We start from the raw sequence: 21,599 nt of genomic DNA on the forward strand, positions 1-21,599 counted from the left end.
ATGCGCGGTCTAGCAGTCTAGTGCGCCGGCCAGGCTCTGCTGCTGCGCGTAGTCGAGGTGCTTGACCAGTTGCTCGCGCAAACGCGCACTGACCTCGGCAAACGCTATTGGCTGCGCCACCTGATCAGCCAGCTGGGTCATCGCCATACCGGCATAGCCACACGGATTGATGCGCTGGAAAGGCTGCAAGTCCATATCCACATTCAGCGCCAGGCCATGGAAAGAACGGCCATTGCGGATACGCAAGCCAAGGGAAGCGATCTTCGCGCCGTCGACATAGACCCCTGGGGCGTCAGGCTTGGCAGTAGCGCTAACGCCATAACTGGCGAGTAGCTCAATCAAGCTGCGCTCGATGCGACTGACCAGCTCACGCACGCCTATGCCACTGCGACGCACGTCCAGCAGCAGATAGGCCACCAGCTGGCCAGGGCCGTGGTACGTCACCTGGCCGCCACGATCGACCTGCACCACCGGAATATCACCCGGAAACAGCACATGCTCGGCCTTGCCGGCTTGGCCCTGGGTAAATACCGGGGAGTGTTCGAGCAGCCAGATCTCGTCAGGCGTATCCACGCCGCGCGTATCGGTGAAGCGCTGCATCGCATGCCAGGTCGGCTCGTACTCAACCTGGCCCAGCTCGCGAAAGCCGAGCGGCAGGCTCATCAGAGCACCATGTGCACGATACCGGTGGCGCGCAAGGCGCTGTTGATATCACGCAACTGGTCTTCACTGGTGGCCACGATATGCAGCTGCACGGTGGTGTACTTGCCATTACTGCTCTGGCGCTCGGCCAACGTCGCAAGATCGACCTTGGCATATTTACTGAGGACCTCGATCACCGTGTTCTTGTAGGTGGCACCACTGTCACCGACCACTTTGATCGGGTAATCAGCGCAGGGGAATTCGATTTTGTGCGATTTGACGTCAGGTTGACTCATGGCGGTAACGGCCTCGTAAGCCGTGGCAACTACAACGCCCCGGCGGTTATGCAGGGGCGTGCAGGTCACGATATCAGTTGAATAGCCCGAAGAAGAACAAGCTGATGCTGTCCCACAAACGGCGGAAGAAACTGCCTTCCTCGACGGCCTCCAGGGCAATCAAGTCGGCGCTGTGTACCAGCTCCTCACCCAGTTTTACCTGGACCTTGCCGATCACATCACCTTGAGCAATCGGCGCAGTGAGTTGCGGATTGATAACCATACCTGCCTGCAGCTTATCCAGCTGGCCCTTCGGCAAGGTTAGGGTGAGGTCATTGGCCAAACCGGCTTTAACTTGACGCGCAGTGCCTTTCCACACCTGCGCCTGCGCCAGCTCTTGGCCTTTTTTGTAGAAGGAGCGAGTTTCAAAGAAACGGAAACCATAGGTCAGCAGCTTCTGCGTTTCCGCCGCACGGGCCGATTCGCTGACGGTGCCGAACACCGAGGTGATCATGCGCGCGCCATCACGTACAGCCGAGGCCACCAGGCAGTAGCCTGCTTCGTCGGTATGGCCGGTTTTCAGGCCGTCGACCGTCTTGTCGCGCCACAGCAGCAGGTTGCGATTGCCTTGCTTAATGTTGTTCCAGAGGAACTCTTTTTGCGCATAAATGGCGTAGTGCTGCTGGTCTTCGTTAATGATGGCACGAGCCAGAATAGCCATGTCGTGTGCACTGGAGTAATGCTCAGGATTGGGCAGACCGGTGGCATTCATAAAGTGGCTGTTGCTCATGCCCAGACGCGCAGCGGTTTCGTTCATCATGTCGGCGAAGGCATCCTCGCTGCCGGCGATGTACTCGGCCAAGGCAATGCTGGCGTCGTTGCCGGACTGGATGATCACCCCGTGCAGCAGGTCATCCACGGTCGCCTGGCTGTTCAGCGGCAGGAACATGGTCGAACCACCAGAGGCGGCACCACCGGTACGCCAGGCATGCTCGCTGATCGGCACCAAGTCCTGCTCGCCGATTTTGCCCTTGCGAATTTCTAGGGTAGCGATGTAGGCGGTCATCAGCTTGGTCAGACTGGCCGGCGGCAGACGCTGGTCGCCGTTGTTCTCAACCAGCACCTTGCCGCTGGCGGCATCCAGCAGCACATAGGACTTGGCAGCCAACTGTGGCGCGGAAGGAATGGCTGGCTGATTGGCCCAGGCTGTCGGTGCACTGAGCAGGCAAAGTGATAGGAAAACGCGCTGCGTAAAGCTGGTGATATTCATCCGTCTCTCTAGATTGCTGATGATCGATCAGGCCCAGTGGGCATAAGTTACTTATCCCCCCGTCCAGCGGCTGGCCGGGGTTGTTTGTTTAGTCCTGCAGAAAAACCATAAGTGCCCTGTCAGTCGGCCTTGACCAGGGTAGGTTCACCCAAATTGGCCAGGCGCACACTGTCTTGCAACTGCTCAGCCTCGCCCTGACTGCTCACTGGCCCCAGACGCACGCGGTGCAGTATCTGCTGGCTGCGCACCACTGAGCTGACGAACACGGGGGCAGTCACCGTTTCGCTCAGTTTCGAACGGAGTAACTCCGCAGCGTCCGGATTGGCGAAGGCTCCCACCTGGAGATACAGGCCAGAGGCTCCGCCTGAAGCGTTTTTTTTTTGCGTCAATCTGCACGGGAAGCACCGCGGCGGCATGCTGCTGCGGTGGCGGCGAATACTGCTCAACCGGAGCCGCGATAGGCTGCGCAATCGGCTGAGCCTGAGCCACTTGCTGCGGCGCAGCCAAGACCATGGGTACCGGACGGCCCTGCTGGGCCCACCACTCCTGCGGATCAATACCTTCGACTTTTACCCGCGCGGTGCCGCTTTCGGCATAACCGAGCTTCTTCGCTGCGGCAAAGGACAGATCGATAATCCGATCGGAATAGAACGGCCCACGGTCATTGACCCGCAAAATAGCGCTCTTGCCGTTTTCCAGGTTAGTCACCCGCACGTAACTCGGCAGCGGCAGGGTCTTGTGCGCCGCAGTCATGCCGTACAGGTCGTAGGTTTCACCGTTGGCAGTGGCCTGACCGTGAAATTTAGTGCCGTACCAAGACGCCGGACCGACCGCCTGATAGCGCCGGGCATCGGGGATGGGGTAGTACTGCTTGCCGAATACGGTGTAGGGGCTGGCTTTGACCGAGCCGTAGTGTGGCATCGGCACGGCGTCGGGAATTCGCGAGACATCAACATCCCACCAGGGCGCACCATCCTTATGCGGCCGATTGAAGTCCCCCGGCCCGGAAATAGCACCGCCTGGCTTGATCGGTGCGACCGGCTGCGGCGCACGACTCGACGAACAACTGGCCAACAACAACGCCAGGCCACCGTAAACAGCCAACTTAGCAGGCAAACGCAACATCAATTCTTACCCCGTGTCTCAACCAGCAACTCGGCCAGCTGATTAACCGCCATGGCATACATCACACTGCGATTGTAGCGGGTGATCACAAAGAAGTTAGGCAAGCCCAGCCAGTGCTCAGTGCCTTCGGCACCTTCCAGACGGAAAGCCGTCACCGGCAGCTCATCCGCCAACGGGTCGGCACTGCTCCAGCCCAGCGCACGCAACTCAGCGGCATTTTTCACGGGATCAAGACCAACGGTCAGGCCCTGCTCAACCTGCGCGCCCTTGACGGTAGCGGCGCTGACCACCGGCTGACCAGGCTGCCAGCCATGCCGTTTGAAGTAACTGGCGACGCTGCCGATGGCGTCCACCGGGTTGGTCCAAATATTGATATGGCCGTCGCCATCAAAATCCACCGCATAAGCGCGGAAGCTGCTCGGCATAAACTGCGGCAAGCCCATGGCGCCTGCGTAGGAGCCCTTCAGGCTCAGAGGCTCGACCTGCTCTTCACGGGTCAGCAGCAAAAATTCGCGCAGTTCCTTGCGGAAGAACGGCGCACGCGGCGGGTAATCGAAGGCCAGGGTCGACAGCGCATCCATCACCCGGTAGCTGCCAGTATTGCCGCCGTAGGAGGTTTCCACCCCGATGATTGCCACAATCACTTGAGCCGACACGCCGTATTCAGCTTCGGCGCGGGCCAGCGTGGCTTCGTGCTGTTTCCAGAACTCAACTCCCTTGTTGATGCGGGCGTCGGTGATAAAGATCGGCCGATAATCCTTCCACTGCTTGACCTTCTCCGCCGGGCGCGAGATGGCATCGAGAATGGCCTGCTTGCGCTCAACCTCGGCAAACATGCTGACCAGCTGCTCCCCGGCAAAGCCATAGTCACGGGTCATTTCGCCAACGAATTCAGCCACCAGCGGTGATTGCTGATAGTCGCCAGCCAGCACTGGCTGAGCCATCCCGCACACGCCTGCCAATGCCAGCCAAGGTGCCGTTCGTACCATCCAACCACGTGCGTTTTGCATTAAATTCATAACCCCAATTAAGCCTGTGTCATCCACTTACGATGAGTGTGAATCGACATCAAAATCCCAAAGCCCGCCAGCAAGGTGATCAGCGAGGTGCCGCCATAGCTGATAAGGGGCAACGGCACCCCCACCACCGGCAACAGGCCACTGACCATACCGATATTGACGAACACATAAACGAAGAACGTCATGGTCAGCGCACCGGCGAGAAGCTTACCGAACAGCGTCTGTGCTTGCACGGTAATCACCAGGCCGCGCGCGATCAACAGCATGTACACCAGCAGTAACAAACACACGCCTACCAGGCCAAATTCCTCGGCCAGTACCGCAATAATGAAGTCGGTGTGGCTCTCCGGCAGAAAATCCAGGTGCGACTGAGTACCTTGCAGCCAGCCCTTGCCCAACACACCGCCTGAGCCGATAGCCGCCTTGGACTGGATAATGTTCCAGCCGCTGCCCAGCGGATCACTTTCCGGGTTGAGAAAGGTCAGCACCCGCTGCTTCTGGTACTCACGCATGACAAACAGCCACATGCCGATGGCTATTGGCACCACCGCAGCGACCGCGCCGATCACCCAACGCCACTGCAAGCCGGCGATAAACAGCACAAAACCGCCAGAGGCAATGATCAGCAAGGAGGTACCGAGATCAGGCTGCAGCAGAATCAACACAAAGGGCACGATGATCATCGCCAGGCTGATGCAAATATGCTTAAGCCGAGGCGGCAAGCTGCGGCTGGACAGGTACCAGGCAATAGTCGCCGGCATGATGATTTTCATAAACTCAGACGGCTGAAAGCGGATCACCCCGGGGATATTGATCCAGCGCGTGGCCCCCATGGCGTTGTGCCCCATCACATCCACAGCCACCAATAAGGCGACGCCGCCGACATAGGCCAGCGGCACCCAGCGCGCCATAAAGCGCGGCTCGAACTGCGCGATGACGAACATGCCGACCAGACCGATACCGAAAGAGCTGGCCTGCTTGGTGAGCAGGTCAAGGTTCTTACCGCTGGCCGAATACAGAATAAACAAGCTGCCCGTCGCCAGAATCAACAACAGCAGCAACAGGATGCCGTCGATATGCAGTCGCTGCAGCAGGCTCGCCCGCCGGCGCAGCAGGTCTTCGGAGGACAGGTTGCGATCGAAATGACTGTTCATGGTGTGGCGACCTCAGCCGCCAGAGGCGGAGCATATTCGGCTTTCAACTGCCCGTTGTCATCCAGCAGCCAGGCATCAATGACCTCCTTGACCACCGGAGCGGCGACACCGGAGCCTGATTCGCCGTTCTCGACCATCACCGACACGACGATTTGCGGGTTATTCGCCGGGGCAAAGGCCACAAACAGGGCATGGTCACGATGGCGCTCGGCCACCTTACTGCGGTCGTATTTCTCGCCCTGTTTGATCGCCACCACCTGCGCAGTACCGCTCTTGCCGGCAATCCGGTACAGCGCGGCATCGCCCACCTTGCGCGCGGTACCACGTGGCCCGTGCATCACCTGCTCCATGCCATGCCGACCGTAATCCCAGAATTTCGGGTCACGCAGGACGATATCCGGCAACGGATTGGTGTCGACGGGCACGCGGCCCTGAACTGTCTTGGCCAGATGGGGGCGAATCCACTTGCCGCGCGTGGCCATCAACACCGTGGCTTGAGCCAGTTGCAGCGGCGTGGTTTGCATGTAGCCCTGCCCAATACCAAGAATCAGGGTTTCGCCTGGATACCAGGGCTGACGGTAACGCGCGCGTTTCCAGTCACGCGAGGGCATTAACCCTGCGGTTTCCTCAAACATGTCCAGCGACACGCGCTGACCCAGACCGAAACGCGACATGTAGTCATGCAGACGGTCGATGCCCATCTTGTGTGCCAGCGAGTAAAAATAGGTGTCGTTGGAGCGGGAAATGGCCAAATCCATGTCCACCCAGCCATCGCCGCTGCGGTTCCAGTTGCGGTATTTGTGACTGTGCCCCTGCAACTGGTAGAAGCCAGGGTCGAATACCCGGGTCTGCGGCGTCACCACACCCGCATCCAGGCCCGCCACCGCGACCATCGGCTTGATCGTGGAGCCTGGCGGATAGAGGCCACGTAATACGCGGTTGTACAGCGGCCGATCGATCGAGTCGCGCAAATCGGCATACGCCTTGAAACCGATGCCCGTAACGAAGGGGTTGGGATCAAAGCTCGGCTGACTGACCATCGCCAGCACCTCGCCGGTCTGCGGCTGAATTGCCACAATCGCCCCACGGCGCCCCGCCAGAGCTGCCTCGGCAGCCTCCTGCAAGCGGATGTCCAAGCTCAGCACAATGTCCTTGCCAGGCGTCGGGTCGGTACGTTTGAGCACCCGTAGCACGCGGCCACGGGCGTTGGTCTCGACTTCCTCGTAGCCCACCTCGCCGTGCAGCTCGTCTTCATAGAAGCGCTCGATACCGGTTTTACCGATATGGTGCGTGCCGCTGTAGGACACCGGGTCGAGCTCTTTCAGCTCTTTCTCGTTGATCCGCCCGACATAGCCCACCGAATGGGCAAAATGCTCACCCTGCGGGTAATGCCGCACCAGTTGCGCCGCGACTTCCACGCCCGGCAAACGGTACTGGTTAACCGCCACGCGGGCGATCTGCTCTTCGCTCAGTTCAAACAGCACCGGCACCGGTTCGAAAGGCCGCCGACCTTGGCGCACACGCCGCTCGAACAGCACGCGCTCGTCCGGGCCCAACTCCAGCACCTCAACAATCACGTCGAGCACCTGCAGCCAGTCACCGGCGCGCTCGCGGGTCAGGGTCAGACTGAAGCTGGGTCGGTTATCGGCGATGATCACTCCGTTACGGTCGAAGATCAGCCCGCGATTGGGCGGAATCGGCTGCACATGGATACGGTTATTTTCCGCCAAGGTGGTGTGGTACTCGAACTGCACCACTTGCAGGTAATACAGGCGCGTCAGCAGCACCGAGGTCAGCAGCAAAACCAGCGCAGCACCCACCACCGCCCGCTTGCGGATCAGGCGGCCGTCGTTCTCATGGTCTTTAAGGCGGATAGGCTGCGGCATCAGGGGCTGCTGGTTATGTGTGGGGAGTTATTTGTGGTACGGGTGGCCGGACAACACGGTCCAGGCGCGGTACATCTGTTCGCCAATCAGGATACGCACCAAAGGATGCGGCAGGGTCAGCGGTGACAACGACCAGCGCTGCTCACTGCGCGCCTGCACCTCAGGCGCCAGCCCTTCCGGGCCGCCGACCATAAGGTTGACGGTACGTGAGTCCAGCCGCCATTTGTCCAGTTCCACCGCCAACTGCTCGGTGCTCCAGGGTCGCCCTTCGACTTCCAGGGTGACAATCCGTTCCCCTGGCGCGACCTTGGCCAGCATGGCCTCGCCTTCCTGGCGGATCATCCGCGCCACATCGGCATTCTTGCCGCGGGTGGTCAGCGGAATCTCCACCAATTCCAACGACAGCTCGCTGGGCATGCGCTTGGCGTATTCCTGCCAGCCGTCTTCCACCCAGCGCGGCATCCGCGAGCCGACGGCAATCAGTTTGATCCGCACCGCTGCGTGTCCTTATTCCTGCTCTGGGCTCGGCTCGGCGCTGAACTGCGCACGGCTTTGCTCGGCACCCTGCCACAGACGCTCAAGGTCATAGAACTGGCGTGCAGTCGGCAGCATCACGTGCACCACGATGTCGCCGAGGTCGAGCAACGCCCACTCGCCGGTGTCCATGCCTTCGGTGCCGATCGGGCGCACGCCCTGCTCTTTAACCTTCTCCAGCACGTTGTCGATCAGCGACTTAACGTGACGGCTCGAGGTGCCGCTGGCGATCAGCATAAAATCGGTGATGCTGGTCTTGCCGCGCACATCGATGGTGGTGATGTCCTGGGCCTTGATTTCTTCCAGAGCGGCGGTGGCCAGCTTGACCAGATCTTCGCTCGGCATAACTTTTTTTGCGTTTGTCATAAGTAACTCGTTTGTCTCATGTTCAATTCGCGCCACGGTACAGTCCGTGGGCATGGATATAGGCCAGTACCGCGTCTGGCACCAAAAAGCGCGCCGACTTTCCACTCGCCAGTAACGAGCGGACCTGGGTAGCAGACACCGCCAAGGGGGTCTGCCAGATAAAAGCAATTTGCCCGCTCGGCCCACTCAGGGCCGACGGGTCACTCACACTGCGCGCCGCCAACAGGTTGCGCAGCGCTTCGGGCGCCTCACTGTCGGCATCCGGGCGCTGCAACACCAAAATATGGCAATGCTCCAGCAACTCCTCCCAGCGATGCCAACCGGGCAGACCACAGAAGGCATCCCAGCCCAGGATGAGCAGCAACTGGTCATCTGCGGCCAGCTCGGCGCGCAATGACTCCAGCGTATCAATGCTGTAGGACGGCTTATCACGCTTGAGTTCGCGATCATCCACCTGCAACACAGCGGCACCCGCGAGCGCCAGCTCAACCATGGCCAGGCGATCCATCGCGCTGACCTGCGGTGCGCTGCGATGCGGCGGCCGCGCACTGGGTATCAGGCGCAGCTCATCCAGCAGCAGCGCCTCGGCAACTTCCACGGCGCTGCGCAAATGGCCGATATGCACCGGATCAAAGGTGCCGCCGAGCACACCGATGCGTCGGACGCCGCTGCGTTTGGCCATCAGGTACGGATATGCCCGTCGCCAAACACCACGTACTTCTCGCTGGTCAGGCCATCCAAACCGACCGGGCCACGGGCGTGCAGTTTGTCGGTGGAAATCCCAATCTCCGCGCCCAAGCCGTACTCAAAACCATCGGCAAAACGGGTCGAGGCGTTGACCATCACCGACGCGGAATCCACTTCGGTGAGGAAACGCCGCGCATCACTGAAGTTCTCAGTGATGATCGCGTCGGTGTGCTTGGAGCCGTAATGATTGATGTGCTCGATGGCCGCCTCCAGCGAGTCGACGATGCGAATCGACAGAATCGGCGCGTTGTACTCGGCAAACCAGTCGTCTTCGCTGGCGGGTAACACGTCGCTACCGAGCAGCGCACAGGTTGCCGCATCACCACGCAACTCGACGCTCTTGTCACGGTAAATGGCAGCTAGCGGTGGCAGCACACGCTCAGCAACGGCGGCATGCACCAACAGGGTTTCCATGGCGTTGCACGGCGAATAGCGCTGGGTTTTGGCGTTGTCGGCAACCCGGATTGCCTTATCCAGATCAGCCGCAATGTCGATGTAGACATGGCAAACACCGTCCAGATGCTTGATTACCGGCACCTTGGCGTCGCGACTGATGCGCTCGATCAGCCCTTTGCCGCCACGCGGCACGATCACGTCAACAAACTCGGGCATAGCAATCAGCGCACCAACAGCCGCGCGGTCCGTGGTTTCTACCACCTGCACTGCCGACGCGGGCAGCCCGGCCTCGTCCAGACCGAGCTGAATGCAGCGGGCGATGGCCTGGTTGGAGTGAATAGCTTCCGAGCCGCCACGCAAAATCGTGGCATTACCGGATTTCAGGCACAGGCTGGCGGCATCAATGGTCACGTTTGGGCGCGACTCATAGATGATGCCGATCACCCCGAGCGGCACACGCATCTTGCCGACCTGAATGCCAGACGGCAGAAAGCGCATGTCGCGAATCTCGCCGATGGGATCCGGCAAGGTGGCGACCTGACGCAGGCCCTCGATCATCGAATCGATCACCGCCGGGGTCAGCGCCAGACGGTCAACCATGGCCGGCTCCAGCCCACTGGCACGCGCGGCGGCCAGATCCAGCTCATTGGCTGCGGTCAGTTCGGCACGGGCAGCATCCAACGCCGCAGCGGCGGCCTGCAGGGCGCTGTTTTTCTGCGCGGTACTGGCACGCGCAAGCACACGCGAGGCGCTGCGGGCGGCCTGTCCCAGGCGGGTCATATACTCAAGCACGGACTCAGTCATGGTCTTGGCGGGTCTGGCGGTTGAAAAAAGTCGCTGAGTATAACGGTCGCGCCGCTCCACGCCCAGCGCTGCGCGGCGGACGGTAGGCCTGGAGCGGCTAACTCGCGCACATTCGGGCATGATTCAGGCGCTTATTGTTAATATCGCCCCATCCAACGCCCCGCCAAGCAGCCGTGACAGCGCATGCCAACCGACCTCAACCTTAGTTTGCCCTGGCCCCAAGGCCGCGCCCTGCCCGCGCGCTTTTTCGACCGCGATGCGCGCGTGCTGGCCCGTGAACTGCTCGGCAAGGTGATTCGCCACAAATCCGGCGAGCGCTGGCTAAGTGCCCGCATCATCGAAACCGAAGCCTACTACCTGAGCGAGAAAGGCAGCCACGCCTCCCTCGGCTACACCCACAAACGCCGGGCACTGTTTATGGATGGCGGACACATCTATATGTACTACGCGCGCGGCGGCGACTCGCTGAATTTCAGCGCCCAAGGCCCGGGCAATGCCGTGCTGATCAAATCCGCCTACCCGTGGCAGGATGCCTACAGCGGCGCGGACGCCTTGGCGCAGATGCAGCGCAACAACCCTGACAGCCAAGGCCGAGCGCGCGCCGTGGACAAGTTGTGCAATGGCCAGACCCTGCTGTGCAAGGCACTCGGCCTGAAAGTGCCGGCCTGGGACGCGCAGCCCTTCGATGAACAACGCCTGTTTGTTGAAGACCTCGGCCAGCCGCCGCAACAGGTGGTGCAATGCCCGCGCCTGGGCATCCCCCACGGCCGCGACGAACACCTGCTGTACCGCTTTGTCGATGCCGCCTTTGCCCGCCACTGCACGCGCAACCCACTGCGGCGCGGGCAGACGGCCGGGCAGGACTATCACTTACTCTCCCGCACGGACGATCATCAATGAGCCACTGGTTCGACACACTGACGCTCTGGCTAAGCGCCAACCCGCAATGGCTGGGCCTGGCGATCTTTCTGCTCGCCTGCTTTGAGTGCCTGGCGATTGTCGGCATTCTGGTACCCGGCACCGTGCTGCTGTTCGCGGTGGCCGCACTGGCAGGTAACGGCGCACTGGGCCTGGGCGAAACCCTGCTGCTGGCGTTTTTCGGCGGCCTGCTGGGTGACTGCCTGTCCTATGCGCTCGGGCGTTACTTCCACCAGGACATCGGCCGCTTACCGGTATTGCGTAACCACCCGCAATGGCTGAGCAGCGCGCACGGCTACTTCCTGCGCTACGGCGTCACCAGCCTGCTGGTTGGCCGTTTTATCGGCCCACTGCGGCCCATGCTGCCGATGGTCGCCGGGATGTTCGACATGCCCTTCGCACGCTTTCTGATCGTCAGCCTGCTGGCTGGGGCCGGCTGGTCCATTGCTTATATGTTGCCTGGCTGGGCCACTGGCGCCGCACTGCGCCTGCCGCTACCCGAAGGTTTCTGGACCCAGGCCGGGGCCGTAGCGGGCGGCGTAGCGCTGGTGATTGGCCTGAGCGTACAAGGCAGCCTGCGTAGCCAGCGCAGTACCAGCCTGATGACGGCTGGCGCGAGCCTGGTGCTGCTGATCGGCCTGATGCTCAGCTGGCCGCACCTCAGCCAACTCGATCAGGGTCTGCTGGCCCTGGTTCAGGAGCATCGCGACCCGGCACTCGATACGCTGATGGTCCTGACCACCCGCCTGGGAGACCTGCGCACCCAATTGGCCGCCGCCGTACTGCTGTGCCTGGTGCTGTTGGCGACGCGGCAGTGGCGGACACTGTGTCTGGCGATTGGCACCCTGCTCGGCACAGCCCTGGCCAACAGCGCGCTAAAACCGCTGTTTGCCCGCACCCGCCCGGATGTGCTGCTGGAGCCGCTGGGCAGCTTCAGCTTTCCCAGCGGACACAGCTCGGCGGCCTTCGCCTTCTGCCTATTACTCGGGGTGTTGGCGGGGCGCGGACAGCCCACGCGCATGCGCCTGACTTGGTTACTGCTGGCCAGCTTGCCCGCCGCGGCGATTGCCGGTTCGCGGATTTATCTGGGGGTGCATTGGCCCAGCGACATCATCGCCGGCGCCATGCTGGCGGCCTGTTTTTGCGCCCTAAGCTTGGCCCTGGTGCAATGGCGCACAGCGCTCCCGGCCTTGCCTGGCAAGGTCTGGTGGCTGCTACTTCCCGCAGTCATCGCCCTGCTCGGCGGCATCACCACTTGGCAACTGTCCGCCGGACTGCTGCTGTACCGCTATTGACGCTCGCCCTGCAACTGCTCCAGCAATTGCTGCAGCAACTCCAGCCGCTGCGGTGCTTCGGCGCTTTCGAGCAATAGCAGTTTTTGCTCGACGGCCAACGGCAGCAGATAAGCCAGCTGGTTGGCCAAGGCTTCCTGGCCGGCCGGCTCGCTCGACATGCCCAGCGCGGCCATCAACGGATGGGCGTTCAGCGCACCGAGTAACGCGGCCAGATCGGCATGCTCAGCGGTCAAGGGTTGCTCCGGCTGCTCGTCCAGCCACTCGACCTCAGCCAGGGTCAGCTGATCCGGCAGCACCCGGGCGCGCTGTACGCGAAACCGCCGACCACCCTCAACCCGAATCCCCAGCAAGCCATTGGGCAGTTGCTGGAAGTCGCGAATCAACGCCTCGCAGCCTATCGCCGAGAACTGAGCGGCGGCTTCACCCACCTCAGCCCCGTCGAGGATGCAGACCACACCAAAGCCCTGCTCCTGCTTCATGCAGCGGCTGATCATGTCCAGATAACGCGCCTCGAATATCTGCAAATCCAGCATGCAGCCCGGAAACAACACGGCACTCAGTGGAAACAACGGCAGGGTCACAGGCACCTCCTTATAACCACAACAAAATAGCCAGCGGCAGCAACACGGCCGTGAACACGCCCATCAGGCTCATCGCCAGGGCGGCAAACGCGCCGCACTCATCACCTTCCTGCAGCGCCCGTGCGGTACCGACCGCATGCGCAGTGAGGCCCAAGGCCATGCCCAACGCGGCGGGATGGCGCACGCCAAATCGCTTGAGCAAAGACGGCCCAACGATCGCACCAATGATCCCGGTGAGCATCACAAACACCGCCGCCAGGGCCGCAATGCCGCCAATCTGACTGGCCACCAGCATGGCAATCGGCGAGGTCACCGATTTGGGCGCCATGCTCATCAACATGATGTGTTCGGCGCCAAAGGCCCAGGCCAGGGTGACCCCCAGCACCGTAGCCACCACGCCAGCCACCAGCAGGGTGATAAAGGTGGGCCAGAACAGCTGACGAATCCGCCGCAAATTGACAAACAACGGCACCGCCAATGCCACCGTGGTCGGCCCAAGGAACAGCGTCAGCGCGGCGGCACTGTCTTTGTACTCAGCGAAGGTCAGGCCGCAGGCCAGCAGAATGCCGATCACCGTGAGCGTCGACACCAGCACCGGCTGCAGAAACACCCAGCGGGTCTTTTCGTACACAGCCATTGCCAACTGGTAAGCCCCCAGGGTGATGGCGACCCCGAACAGCGGATGGTGAATCAGTGCCTGCCCGGCCGCTTGCCACTCCACAGTCATACGCCCTTGCCGCGTTGTTGACGCTCGATCAGCCGCTGCATCAACCAACCGGCAAACACAATCGAGAGCATCAGCGAGAGCAACAACGCACCGGCAATCGCCCAGAAGTCGGCAGAAATAGCCTCGGCATAAGCCATCACCCCCACCGCTGGCGGCACCAGCAGTAATGGCAGGTATTTCAATAGGCTGCCGGAGGCCTCGCGCAGCGGCTCAGCCACTTCGCCGCGCAGCAACAGAAAGCCGAACAGCAGCAGCATGCCGATGATCGGCCCGGGCAGCATTGGCATCAACAGGACATTCAGTGCAGTGCCGAGCAACTGGCACAGCACCAGCCAAAAAAGGCCGCGTAAAAGCATGATGGGTAATCTCCGAATCGTATGATCCCTAACGCAATGCCACGCATTATAAGCAAAAGCGTCCAGCAAGGCCGGTCTACAGCGGTTGTTGCGGACATAAGCGCATGCCAGCAGCCGCCGCAATAGCCACTTGACCCTGCGGCGAACCCATGATGATCTTAGGCCAGAAGGATTAACGCCCAAAAAAAACAACACTTGCGTCTTCTAGGAGAAACCATGACCTCAATACCCGCCGCCGAACTACCCAGTTATATCGGTAAGGAACTCGGCCGCTCCGACTGGCTGACCATCGACCAAGAGCGCATCAACCAGTTTGCCGAATGCACCGGCGACCACCAGTTCATCCACGTCGACCCGGTAAAAGCCAAACTCACGCCCTTCGGCACCACCATCGCCCATGGATTTCTCTCGCTGTCACTGGTGCCCAAGCTGATGGAAGGCATCATGATCATGCCTGAAGGGCTGAAGATGGCCGTCAACTACGGCCTCGACAGCGTGCGCTTTATCCAGCCGGTGAAGGTCAACTCCAAGGTGCGCCTGATCGTTACCCTGACCGATGCCACGGAAAAGAACCCAGGCCAGTGGCTGCTCAAAGCCAAGGTCGCGCTGGAAATCGAAGGCTCGGAAAAACCCGCCTATATTGCTGAACCGCTCACGCTCTGCTTCGTCTGATCACCACCGTTCAACAAAGGCGCACCGCTAATGGCGAGTGCGCCTTTTTTAGGCCCGAGTATTTTCATAGCGCTCTATCACGGCACGCACAGCGGTTTAAGGCATACTCAGCGCGACCCTACAGCCCGGATTTCTACATGCTGCGCCTTTCCCTCCTGGCTCCCCTGAGCCTTACCCTACTGCTTGCCGCCTGCGGTGATGGCGAACCGTTGTTGCCGGCCGATGGCGTGCTGCCCGATGGTGGGCGCTACCGTGGCGAGGTGATCAACGGCCTGCTGCAAGGGCCGGGACGCCTGGATTACAGCGACGGCAGCTATTACCAGGGGCAGTTTAAAGATGGCCAGTTCAACGGCCCGGGTGAATGGCGCAGCGCGCAGGGCGAGCGCTATAGCGGCGAATTTCAAGGCGGCAGCTTTCATGGCCAAGGCAACCTCAGCCACAACGACGGCAGCCGCTACGAAGGTGGCTTTGCCAACGGCACGCCCAACGGTGAAGGCCACCTCAGCAGCAGTGAGCTGGACTACCGCGGCGAATTCCGCAAAGGTCAATTCAGCGGCCTGGGCAAGCTGCAGTGGCGCAACGGCGCGAGCTTCCAGGGCCAGTTCCGCCAAGGAGAACCTAATGGCCAGGGCGTACTGAGCGACGCCGAAGGCAATGAGTTCGTCGGCACCTTCACTAACAGCCAACTCAACGGCCCGGGCAGTTTCAAAAACCTCAGCGGCGACCTCTACAGCGGGCAGTTCCGTGACCACCAGTTTCACGGCAAAGGCCGCTATCAAAGCGCAGATGGCGACGTATGGAGTGGCCACTTCAGTGACGGCAGCCTAACCGGCAAGGGCCAATTCAAGGCCGTCGACGGCAGCCATTACGCTGGCCAGTTCCGCGACTGGCGCTACCACGGCGAAGGGCGCTTGAGCCTGGCCGATGGCAGCGTTTACCAGGGCCACTTTGCCTACGGCAAATACCACGGCAACGGCCGCCTGACCCTGGCCGACGGTAGCCAGCAGAGCGGCACCTGGCGCCAGGGCCGACTGATCCGCGATGCCAAGGGCCAGACCGTAGCCGACACCCTGGCCGTCGGCTTACTCGAGCAAGGCCGACTGCTTGATGCCGCCATTGCCCAGCTGCCGGCCTCGACCCCAGCCATCGAGCTGTACGCACTGACCCTGGCCGGCGACGGTAAACAAAGCGTGTTCATGCGCGAAGCCGACTATGTCGGCGATCTGCTGCAGGAGCGCTTCGCTGCCCACGGCCGGATTACCCTGGTCAACCACCGCGATCACCTCGCAGATCGACCACTGGCCACCAGCGCCAGCCTGGGCCGCGCGCTGCAAGCCCTGGCCGAGCGTAGCGGCCAGGAAGATCTGATCTTTATCTACCTGACCAGCCATGGTTCGGCCCAGCACGCGCTGAACCTCGACCAGCCACGCTTGCAACTCGATGACCTGCCCGCCAGTGAGTTGGCCAGCCTGCTTGCACCGCTGAAAGATCGTCTCAAGGTGCTGGTGATCTCGGCCTGCTACTCCGGCGGCTTTATCCCCAAGGTGCAGGATGAGAAAACCCTGGTGATCACCGCCGCACGGGCCGACAGGGTGTCCTTCGGCTGCTCGGAGGAAAACGACTTCACCTACTTCGGCCGCGCCTTGTTTGCCGAAGCCCTGCAACAAACCGATGACCTGCAACGCGCCTTCACACTGGCTCAGGCCAGCGTCTCCGCGCGCGAAAAAGCCGATGGCTTTGAGCCGTCTGAACCGCAAATCTGGCCCGCCAAGGCGGTACTCACGCAGTGGCGCAGGTTACGCGAGCAGCAGGCCGAGCGCGCCCTCAACAACCCACGTGAGGCCCACTCTGCAGTCACCCCATAACCGTTATGCGCAGCCTGCAAGCGCCGGCGTGCGAACAGCCAACCGCCTGTTAAGCTGATTGATATCAGCGGAGAACCCCACGTTATGTATTTGACGCCCCAGCACATCCTCCTCGCCGGAGCCACCGGCCTGACCGGCGAACACCTGCTGGATCGCCTGTTGAACGAACCCACGGTGGCCCGCGTACTGGCCCCCAGCCGCCGCCCGCTGGCCGCGCACGCGCACCTGGAAAACCCGCAGGGCGAACTGCTCAGCCTGTTGCCGCAACTCGACGGCAAAGTCGACACCGCCTTCTGCTGCCTGGGCACCACGATTAAACAAGCCGGCTCGCCGAACGCCTTTCGCGCCGTCGATCACGACCTGGTGATCGCCTTCGCCGAACGCGCCCGGGCGCTCGGTGCGCGTCACCTGCTGGTGATCAGCGCCCTCGGCGCGGACGCCAGCTCATCGGCGTTCTACAACAAGGTCAAAGGCGAAATGGAACACGCCCTGCGCGCGCAGGATTGGCCGCAGCTGACCATCGTCCGCCCGTCGCTGCTGCTCGGCGCACGCCAGGAGTTCCGCCTCGGCGAGCGCCTTGCCGCGCCATTTATGCGCTGGCTGCCGGGTAAATACCGCGGCATCGAGGCCACCGTACTGGCGCGCGCCCTGTGGCGTCTGGCGCTGGAAGAAGATGCCGGCACCCGCGTGATTGAATCTGACCAACTGCGCCGCCTCGGCCGCTAACAGAAGACCCCACCTATGAGCACCACGCCCCACGACTTAATCAGCGCCCTGTGCAACGCCGACATGCTGGAGATCGACGACCTGCATGCCTGGCAATTCCAGCTCGACGACGAACTGCTCGCGCAGCACCGCGCAGGCACTCAGCCCAACAGTGACGCACCACTGCTAAGCATCGAGTGCATGGATGGCCGCGCCCTGCGTAAATGGCACTTCAGCCTGACCCAGGTGGTGGCCGCGCGCTTCGATGGTGAAGCCGACGCCTGGAGCATCAGCGGCAATGCCGGCGTTCACTTGATCAAGTGTTTTGCCGCTATCAGTGGTGACAACCACGACCAGCCGGACGAAGCCAGCAACGACGCCGACTAAGTAGCAGACAAGGAAAGCCGCATGGGCCTGTACGAGCGCTACTTACTGCCACACCTGATCGACTTCGCCTGTGGCATGGGCGCGGTGATGAAAGCCCGCTCGCAACTGGTGCCCCAGGCCTACGGCCGGGTGCTGGAAATCGGCATTGGCAGCGGCCTCAACCTGAGCTTCTACGATGCGAGCAAGGTCAGAGCGATCGTCGGCGTCGACCCCAGCGCCGACATGCAGAAGCTGGCCAAGCAACGCGCCGAGGCGATCAGCATTCCAGTAGAGATGATCGCCCTCGAACTGGGGCAAATCCAGGCGGACGACGCCAGCTTCGACTGCATCGTCTGCACCTTCACCCTGTGCACCATTCCCGACGCGGTTGGCGCCCTGCGCGAGATGCGCCGCGTGCTCAAGCCAGGCGGACGCCTGCTGTTCTGCGAGCACGGCCTGGCGCCCGAGCTGCCCGTATTGCGCTGGCAGAACCGGCTGACGCCATGGTGGAAACCGCTGACCGGTGGCTGCCATCTCAATCGCGATATCGCCGCACTGATCAAAGCCGGCGGTTTTGAGATCGGCGAGCTGAACAATCGCTACCTCAAGGGCCCCAAACCGATGACCTATATCTACCAGGGCTGGGCCAACTAAGCGCTCAGTGACGGCTACCGGGCGGGGAGCTGGCGGGCCTTGGTCAAGGCTGTTTGCCGCGCAACTGCAAGGCGTCCACCAGCCCCGCCGCAATCGCCATCCCCACCAAATCAGCAAGGGTTTCCGCCTGCATGCGCTTCATCACTCGCGAGCGGTAGAGGTCGATGGTTTTGACGCTGATGTCCAGCTGCTCAGCCATCTCGCGGTTGGTGTAACCGCGCACCAGCGGCAGCAGCACATCACGCTCACGCGGGGTCAGGCTGGCCAGACATGCCTCTACCGCCTGCAAGCGTGGGTCCGCCTGCGCCGTCGCAGGCACATGACTCAAGGCCTGTTGCACACTGTCGAGCAGCAACTGTTCGTTGTAGGGCTTTTCGATAAAGTCCACGGCGCCGGCCCGGAAGGCGCGCACCACGATGGGCACATCGGCATGCCCGCTGACGAAGATCACCGGCATCTGCAAACCGCGCGCGCGCAGCGTTTCCTGCACGTTCAGTCCGCCCATGCCGGGCATCCGTACATCCAGCAGTACACAGCCCTGGCTGTGCTCGTCACAGGCATCGAGAAACGCCTGCCCACTGGTGAACGGCAGCGCCTTGAGCCCCACCGACTCCAGCAGCCAGACGGTGGAGTCGAGCATGCCCTGGTCATCGTCGACCACATACACCCGTTGTTGCATCTGCAGGCTCATGCCCTGCTCCTTTTATTGTTATGCATTGACACAGAACCTCTCAGGCCTCGACGCCATCACCCCGTAACAGCGGCAGGCGGCACTCCAGGCATAGACCACCGGCCGTGCCTGGGTGCGCTTCCAGCGCGCCGCCAAAGCCTTCGAGGATGCTGCGGCTCATCGACAGCCCCAACCCCAGGCCCTCGGCCTTGCTGGTGTAGAACGGGGTGAAGATATGCTCCAGCTCGCCCTGCGCCACACCCGGCCCCTGATCCCACACACGCACGCACAACTGGCCATCCTGCTCCACGGCGCTGAGCTCGATGCGCGACGCCTGGCCGGGATGGGCCTCGCGATTGGCATCAATCGCATTGCGCAGCAGATTGAGCAGCACCTGCTCCAGCAAAACCCGGTCGGCATACACCCGCGGCAGATTGTCCGCCAGTTGCTCGGCGATGGTCACCTGCCAATTGCTCGCTTCCCACTGGCACAGGCGCACCGCCTCGCGCGCCACACTGGCGATATCCAGCGCCTGGGTACGCCGCTGGCCCTTACGCAGAAAGGCCCGCAGGCGCTTGATTACTTCTGAGGCGTGCTTGGCGTGTTCGTTGATTCGCTCCAGACCCTGAGCCACCTTATCCGCCGCCTCGGGGTTGTCGCCCAGCGCCTTGAGGTAGCGCTGGCTGGCGCTGGCATAATTGACCACCGCGGCCAGCGGCTGGTTGATTTCATGGGCGATCCCCGACGCCAACTCGCCGAGGGTGACCAGCCGCGCGGTGTGCGCCAGCTCATCCTGATGGCGGCGCTGTTCGGCCTCGCGCAGTTCGCGCTCGGTCATGTCACGCGCCACCAGCGAGTAGTAATGCTCACCATCGCGCCCGCGGTGCGCCAGCAGCACCAGCGACACCGGCAGCGGCGCACGCGGGGCCAACGGCAACAATTGCACTTCCGCGCTCCACACCCCGGCGGTATCGGCGGCAGCCCAACCGTGCTGCTGCAATTGCTGAAAGTCGCTCGCGGCCAACAGCTGATCGAGCGGCGGTAACGGCTGATCATCCTGAATATTCAGCGCATGCCGGGCCGAGGGATTGAGGTGGGTCAGGTGACCGTCGGGATCGATAAACAACACCAAATCGGTATTGGCTTCCACCACCTCGGCCAGCCGCCGCTTGTTCTCTTCGGCCAGCACCCGCGCAGTGATATCGCGCGACACGCTGACCACCTCAACCACCGCGCCGGTATAGGTTTCGCGAATGCCACGGCTGGCGGTCTCAAACCACAAGTAGTGACCGTCGCGACGGCGAATGCGATAGGTCATGGTGTGGTAGCCATCCTGCTCCAGGGCTTCACGGGTGCTGTCCACCAGATGCTGCTGATCCTGCTCGTGGAACAGCGCCTGTACCAGCGTTCCGCGCAGCTCTTCCGGCCAGTAACCGAGCAGCGTCCAGCTGGCCGGCGAGGCATCGAGAAAGCGCCCATCCGGGGTGTGCCGGGAAATCAGGTCAGTGGTGTTCTCGGTAATCAGTCGGTACAGGCGGCTGGCCTTGGCCGCGTCACGCTCGGCCTGCACCTGGGCGGTAGCCGGTCGGCAGCGCGCCAGTACCTGCTGCTCGGCAGCATCGGGCATAAAGGTCCACATCAGCACCTGGCCGGCATATTGTGCCTCCACCGCCTCAATCGCGCGGTCCTGCTGTAGGCAGGCGCGCACTAGGTGCGCGGCGTTTACCGGCAACAAATCCGCCACCACCGCCAGCGGGCGTTCGCCCAGCAGCGCCTGCATGGCCGCATTCAGCTGCAGTGGCTGCGCCTCGCTATCCAGCAACAAACTGGGCTGCGGGTCACTGCCCAGCAACAGGCTGCCACGGGCCTGCTGCGGCAGTGTGGCGAGCAGCGCCAGGAGCAACTGATGCACCAGGCCAAGCCAATCGCTGCCAGCCTGTTCCTGCAACTCAATCAGCAGCAGATCGGCCTGCCCCTCATCCAGCGCCAGGGCCAACGCCTGGCCATGACTGAGCCCGGCACGCCGCACCCGTCCGGCCAGCCAGCATGGCAGCTGGCGTAACGCGGCCAACTCCAGCCGTGGCTCGTGCTGCAAGCGCTCGAACAACAGCTGATCACTGGCCTCGAGCGGGTCACCAAAACCCGGCGGCAGATGCGGCGCACTGCCTTCATAACTGTAAGTCGCCGTGCTCGCCTGCCAGCGCAGAAAGAACGCCTGGCGCACCTCGGGACAGGCATGCAGAGCCCGCAGTAAGGCATCGGCGCGCACCGCCAGCGGCAGGCACTCGCGCTGCATGCGCAACCAGCTGTGCAGCTGCACGGAGATTTCATTCATCCAGGTTGGCTCCTCAATACACCACGCGGCGCAGCCTGTCGGCGAGCATCAGGCCAACGGCCGCCAATTGCAAAGCGACCAAGGGCTAAGCGCCAGCAAATATATATAGTACATATACCATACAACTATAGTTTAACTTCCATAAAAAGGCAGACGGATATATAACTAGAACCAGAACAATACCGGGTCTGCACTCAACCAATACGCACAGCGGCCCGAGCATCCAATCTGCCGTGG

22 protein-coding genes and 1 pseudogene are annotated in these 21,599 nt (G+C 62.0%); 7 read left to right on the forward strand and 16 right to left on the reverse strand.

Annotation, left to right across the window (positions count from 1 at the left end; all coding sequences use genetic code 11):
* Positions 1-9: 9 nt before the first annotated feature.
* The 11 genes and pseudogenes from lipB to Q0V31_RS02545 all read right to left on the reverse strand — a co-directional run bounded on the left by lipB (position 10) and on the right by Q0V31_RS02545 (position 10,218).
* Entirely contained in the window at positions 10-663 is a 654-nt protein-coding gene (lipB, locus tag Q0V31_RS02495; RefSeq protein ID WP_298184168.1) for a lipoyl(octanoyl) transferase LipB, read from the reverse strand.
* Positions 663-938, reverse strand: coding sequence for a DUF493 domain-containing protein (locus Q0V31_RS02500; protein ID WP_298184170.1), 276 nt, complete (start codon positions 936-938; stop codon positions 663-665). The genes lipB and Q0V31_RS02500 overlap by 1 nt, the downstream gene beginning before the upstream one ends.
* Positions 939-1,011: 73 nt before the next feature.
* Positions 1,012-2,187 carry a D-alanyl-D-alanine carboxypeptidase family protein gene (locus Q0V31_RS02505; protein WP_298184172.1) on the reverse strand — a complete coding sequence of 392 codons (1,176 nt, stop codon included), beginning with the start codon at positions 2,185-2,187 and terminating at the stop codon, positions 1,012-1,014.
* Positions 2,188-2,306: 119 nt separating this feature from the next.
* A pseudogene (locus Q0V31_RS02510) lies at positions 2,307-3,312 on the reverse strand (septal ring lytic transglycosylase RlpA family protein).
* Positions 3,312-4,322, reverse strand: coding sequence for a lytic murein transglycosylase B (gene mltB, locus Q0V31_RS02515; RefSeq protein WP_298184174.1), 1,011 nt, complete (start codon positions 4,320-4,322; stop codon positions 3,312-3,314). The pseudogene Q0V31_RS02510 and the gene mltB overlap by 1 nt, the downstream one beginning before the upstream one ends.
* A gap of 17 nt (positions 4,323-4,339) precedes the next feature.
* Positions 4,340-5,443 (reverse strand): rod shape-determining protein RodA, encoded by a 1,104-nt coding sequence (gene rodA, locus Q0V31_RS02520; RefSeq protein WP_298190877.1) that lies wholly within the window; start codon positions 5,441-5,443, stop codon positions 4,340-4,342.
* A gap of 38 nt (positions 5,444-5,481) precedes the next feature.
* Positions 5,482-7,371, reverse strand: coding sequence for a penicillin-binding protein 2 (gene mrdA / locus Q0V31_RS02525; protein WP_298184176.1), 1,890 nt, complete (start codon positions 7,369-7,371; stop codon positions 5,482-5,484).
* Positions 7,372-7,398: 27 nt separating this feature from the next.
* Positions 7,399-7,866 (reverse strand): 23S rRNA (pseudouridine(1915)-N(3))-methyltransferase RlmH, encoded by a 468-nt coding sequence (gene rlmH, locus Q0V31_RS02530; RefSeq protein WP_298184178.1) that lies wholly within the window; start codon positions 7,864-7,866, stop codon positions 7,399-7,401.
* Between the two features lie 12 nt (positions 7,867-7,878).
* A complete protein-coding gene (gene rsfS / locus Q0V31_RS02535; protein ID WP_298190882.1) occupies positions 7,879-8,250 on the reverse strand; it encodes a ribosome silencing factor in 372 nt (123 codons plus the stop codon).
* A gap of 43 nt (positions 8,251-8,293) precedes the next feature.
* On the reverse strand, positions 8,294-8,953 hold the full coding sequence (gene nadD, locus Q0V31_RS02540) for a nicotinate-nucleotide adenylyltransferase (protein ID WP_298184180.1): 660 nt from the start codon (positions 8,951-8,953) through the stop codon (positions 8,294-8,296).
* Positions 8,953-10,218 (reverse strand): glutamate-5-semialdehyde dehydrogenase, encoded by a 1,266-nt coding sequence (locus tag Q0V31_RS02545; RefSeq protein ID WP_298184182.1) that lies wholly within the window; start codon positions 10,216-10,218, stop codon positions 8,953-8,955. Before Q0V31_RS02545 ends, nadD begins: the two co-directional genes overlap by 1 nt.
* Before the next feature lie 183 nt (positions 10,219-10,401).
* On the opposite strand from Q0V31_RS02545, the gene Q0V31_RS02550 reads away from it, so the two are divergent.
* Positions 10,402-11,118 carry a DNA-3-methyladenine glycosylase gene (locus Q0V31_RS02550; RefSeq protein WP_298184184.1) on the forward strand — a complete coding sequence of 239 codons (717 nt, stop codon included), beginning with the start codon at positions 10,402-10,404 and terminating at the stop codon, positions 11,116-11,118.
* Entirely contained in the window at positions 11,115-12,431 is a 1,317-nt protein-coding gene (locus Q0V31_RS02555) for a bifunctional DedA family/phosphatase PAP2 family protein (protein WP_298184187.1), read from the forward strand. Before Q0V31_RS02550 ends, Q0V31_RS02555 begins: the two co-directional genes overlap by 4 nt.
* Here Q0V31_RS02555 and Q0V31_RS02560 read toward each other — a convergent pair.
* Genes Q0V31_RS02560 through Q0V31_RS02570 form a run of 3 tightly spaced genes read right to left on the reverse strand, consistent with a single transcriptional unit; the run spans position 12,425 to position 14,095 of the window.
* Positions 12,425-13,012 (reverse strand): LON peptidase substrate-binding domain-containing protein, encoded by a 588-nt coding sequence (locus tag Q0V31_RS02560; protein WP_298184189.1) that lies wholly within the window; start codon positions 13,010-13,012, stop codon positions 12,425-12,427. The two genes, Q0V31_RS02555 and Q0V31_RS02560, sit on opposite strands and share 7 nt — an antisense overlap.
* Before the next feature lie 10 nt (positions 13,013-13,022).
* Entirely contained in the window at positions 13,023-13,733 is a 711-nt protein-coding gene (locus Q0V31_RS02565) for an LrgB family protein (protein ID WP_298190885.1), read from the reverse strand.
* Between the two features lie 2 nt (positions 13,734-13,735).
* Positions 13,736-14,095, reverse strand: a complete 360-nt coding sequence (locus Q0V31_RS02570) for a CidA/LrgA family protein (protein WP_298184191.1) — start codon at positions 14,093-14,095, stop codon at positions 13,736-13,738.
* Positions 14,096-14,311: 216 nt separating this feature from the next.
* Here Q0V31_RS02570 and Q0V31_RS02575 point away from each other — a divergent pair, with 216 nt between their 5' ends.
* The 5 genes from Q0V31_RS02575 to Q0V31_RS02595 all read left to right on the forward strand — a co-directional run bounded on the left by Q0V31_RS02575 (position 14,312) and on the right by Q0V31_RS02595 (position 18,357).
* Positions 14,312-14,767 (forward strand): MaoC family dehydratase, encoded by a 456-nt coding sequence (locus Q0V31_RS02575; RefSeq protein WP_298184193.1) that lies wholly within the window; start codon positions 14,312-14,314, stop codon positions 14,765-14,767.
* Positions 14,768-14,904: 137 nt separating this feature from the next.
* A complete protein-coding gene (locus Q0V31_RS02580) occupies positions 14,905-16,632 on the forward strand; it encodes a C13 family peptidase (RefSeq protein WP_298184195.1) in 1,728 nt (575 codons plus the stop codon).
* Between the two features lie 84 nt (positions 16,633-16,716).
* A complete protein-coding gene (locus Q0V31_RS02585; protein ID WP_298184197.1) occupies positions 16,717-17,358 on the forward strand; it encodes an oxidoreductase in 642 nt (213 codons plus the stop codon).
* A 15-nt stretch (positions 17,359-17,373) separates the two neighbouring features.
* Complete coding sequence (locus tag Q0V31_RS02590) at positions 17,374-17,724, forward strand: DUF5629 family protein (protein WP_298184198.1); 351 nt, start codon at positions 17,374-17,376, stop codon at positions 17,722-17,724.
* A gap of 21 nt (positions 17,725-17,745) precedes the next feature.
* Positions 17,746-18,357 carry a class I SAM-dependent methyltransferase gene (locus Q0V31_RS02595; RefSeq protein WP_298184201.1) on the forward strand — a complete coding sequence of 204 codons (612 nt, stop codon included), beginning with the start codon at positions 17,746-17,748 and terminating at the stop codon, positions 18,355-18,357.
* A gap of 43 nt (positions 18,358-18,400) precedes the next feature.
* Here Q0V31_RS02595 and Q0V31_RS02600 read toward each other — a convergent pair whose 3' ends face one another.
* On the reverse strand, positions 18,401-19,048 hold the full coding sequence (locus Q0V31_RS02600) for a response regulator transcription factor (protein ID WP_298184203.1): 648 nt from the start codon (positions 19,046-19,048) through the stop codon (positions 18,401-18,403).
* A gap of 40 nt (positions 19,049-19,088) precedes the next feature.
* Positions 19,089-21,362: a PAS domain S-box protein gene (locus Q0V31_RS02605; RefSeq protein WP_298184205.1), complete on the reverse strand. Its 2,274-nt coding sequence runs from the start codon at positions 21,360-21,362 to the stop codon at positions 19,089-19,091.
* Positions 21,363-21,599: the final 237 nt, after the last annotated feature.

It is taken from the genome of uncultured Pseudomonas sp., from assembly GCF_943846705.1.
Taxonomy (GTDB): Bacteria; Pseudomonadota; Gammaproteobacteria; order Pseudomonadales; family Pseudomonadaceae; genus Aquipseudomonas.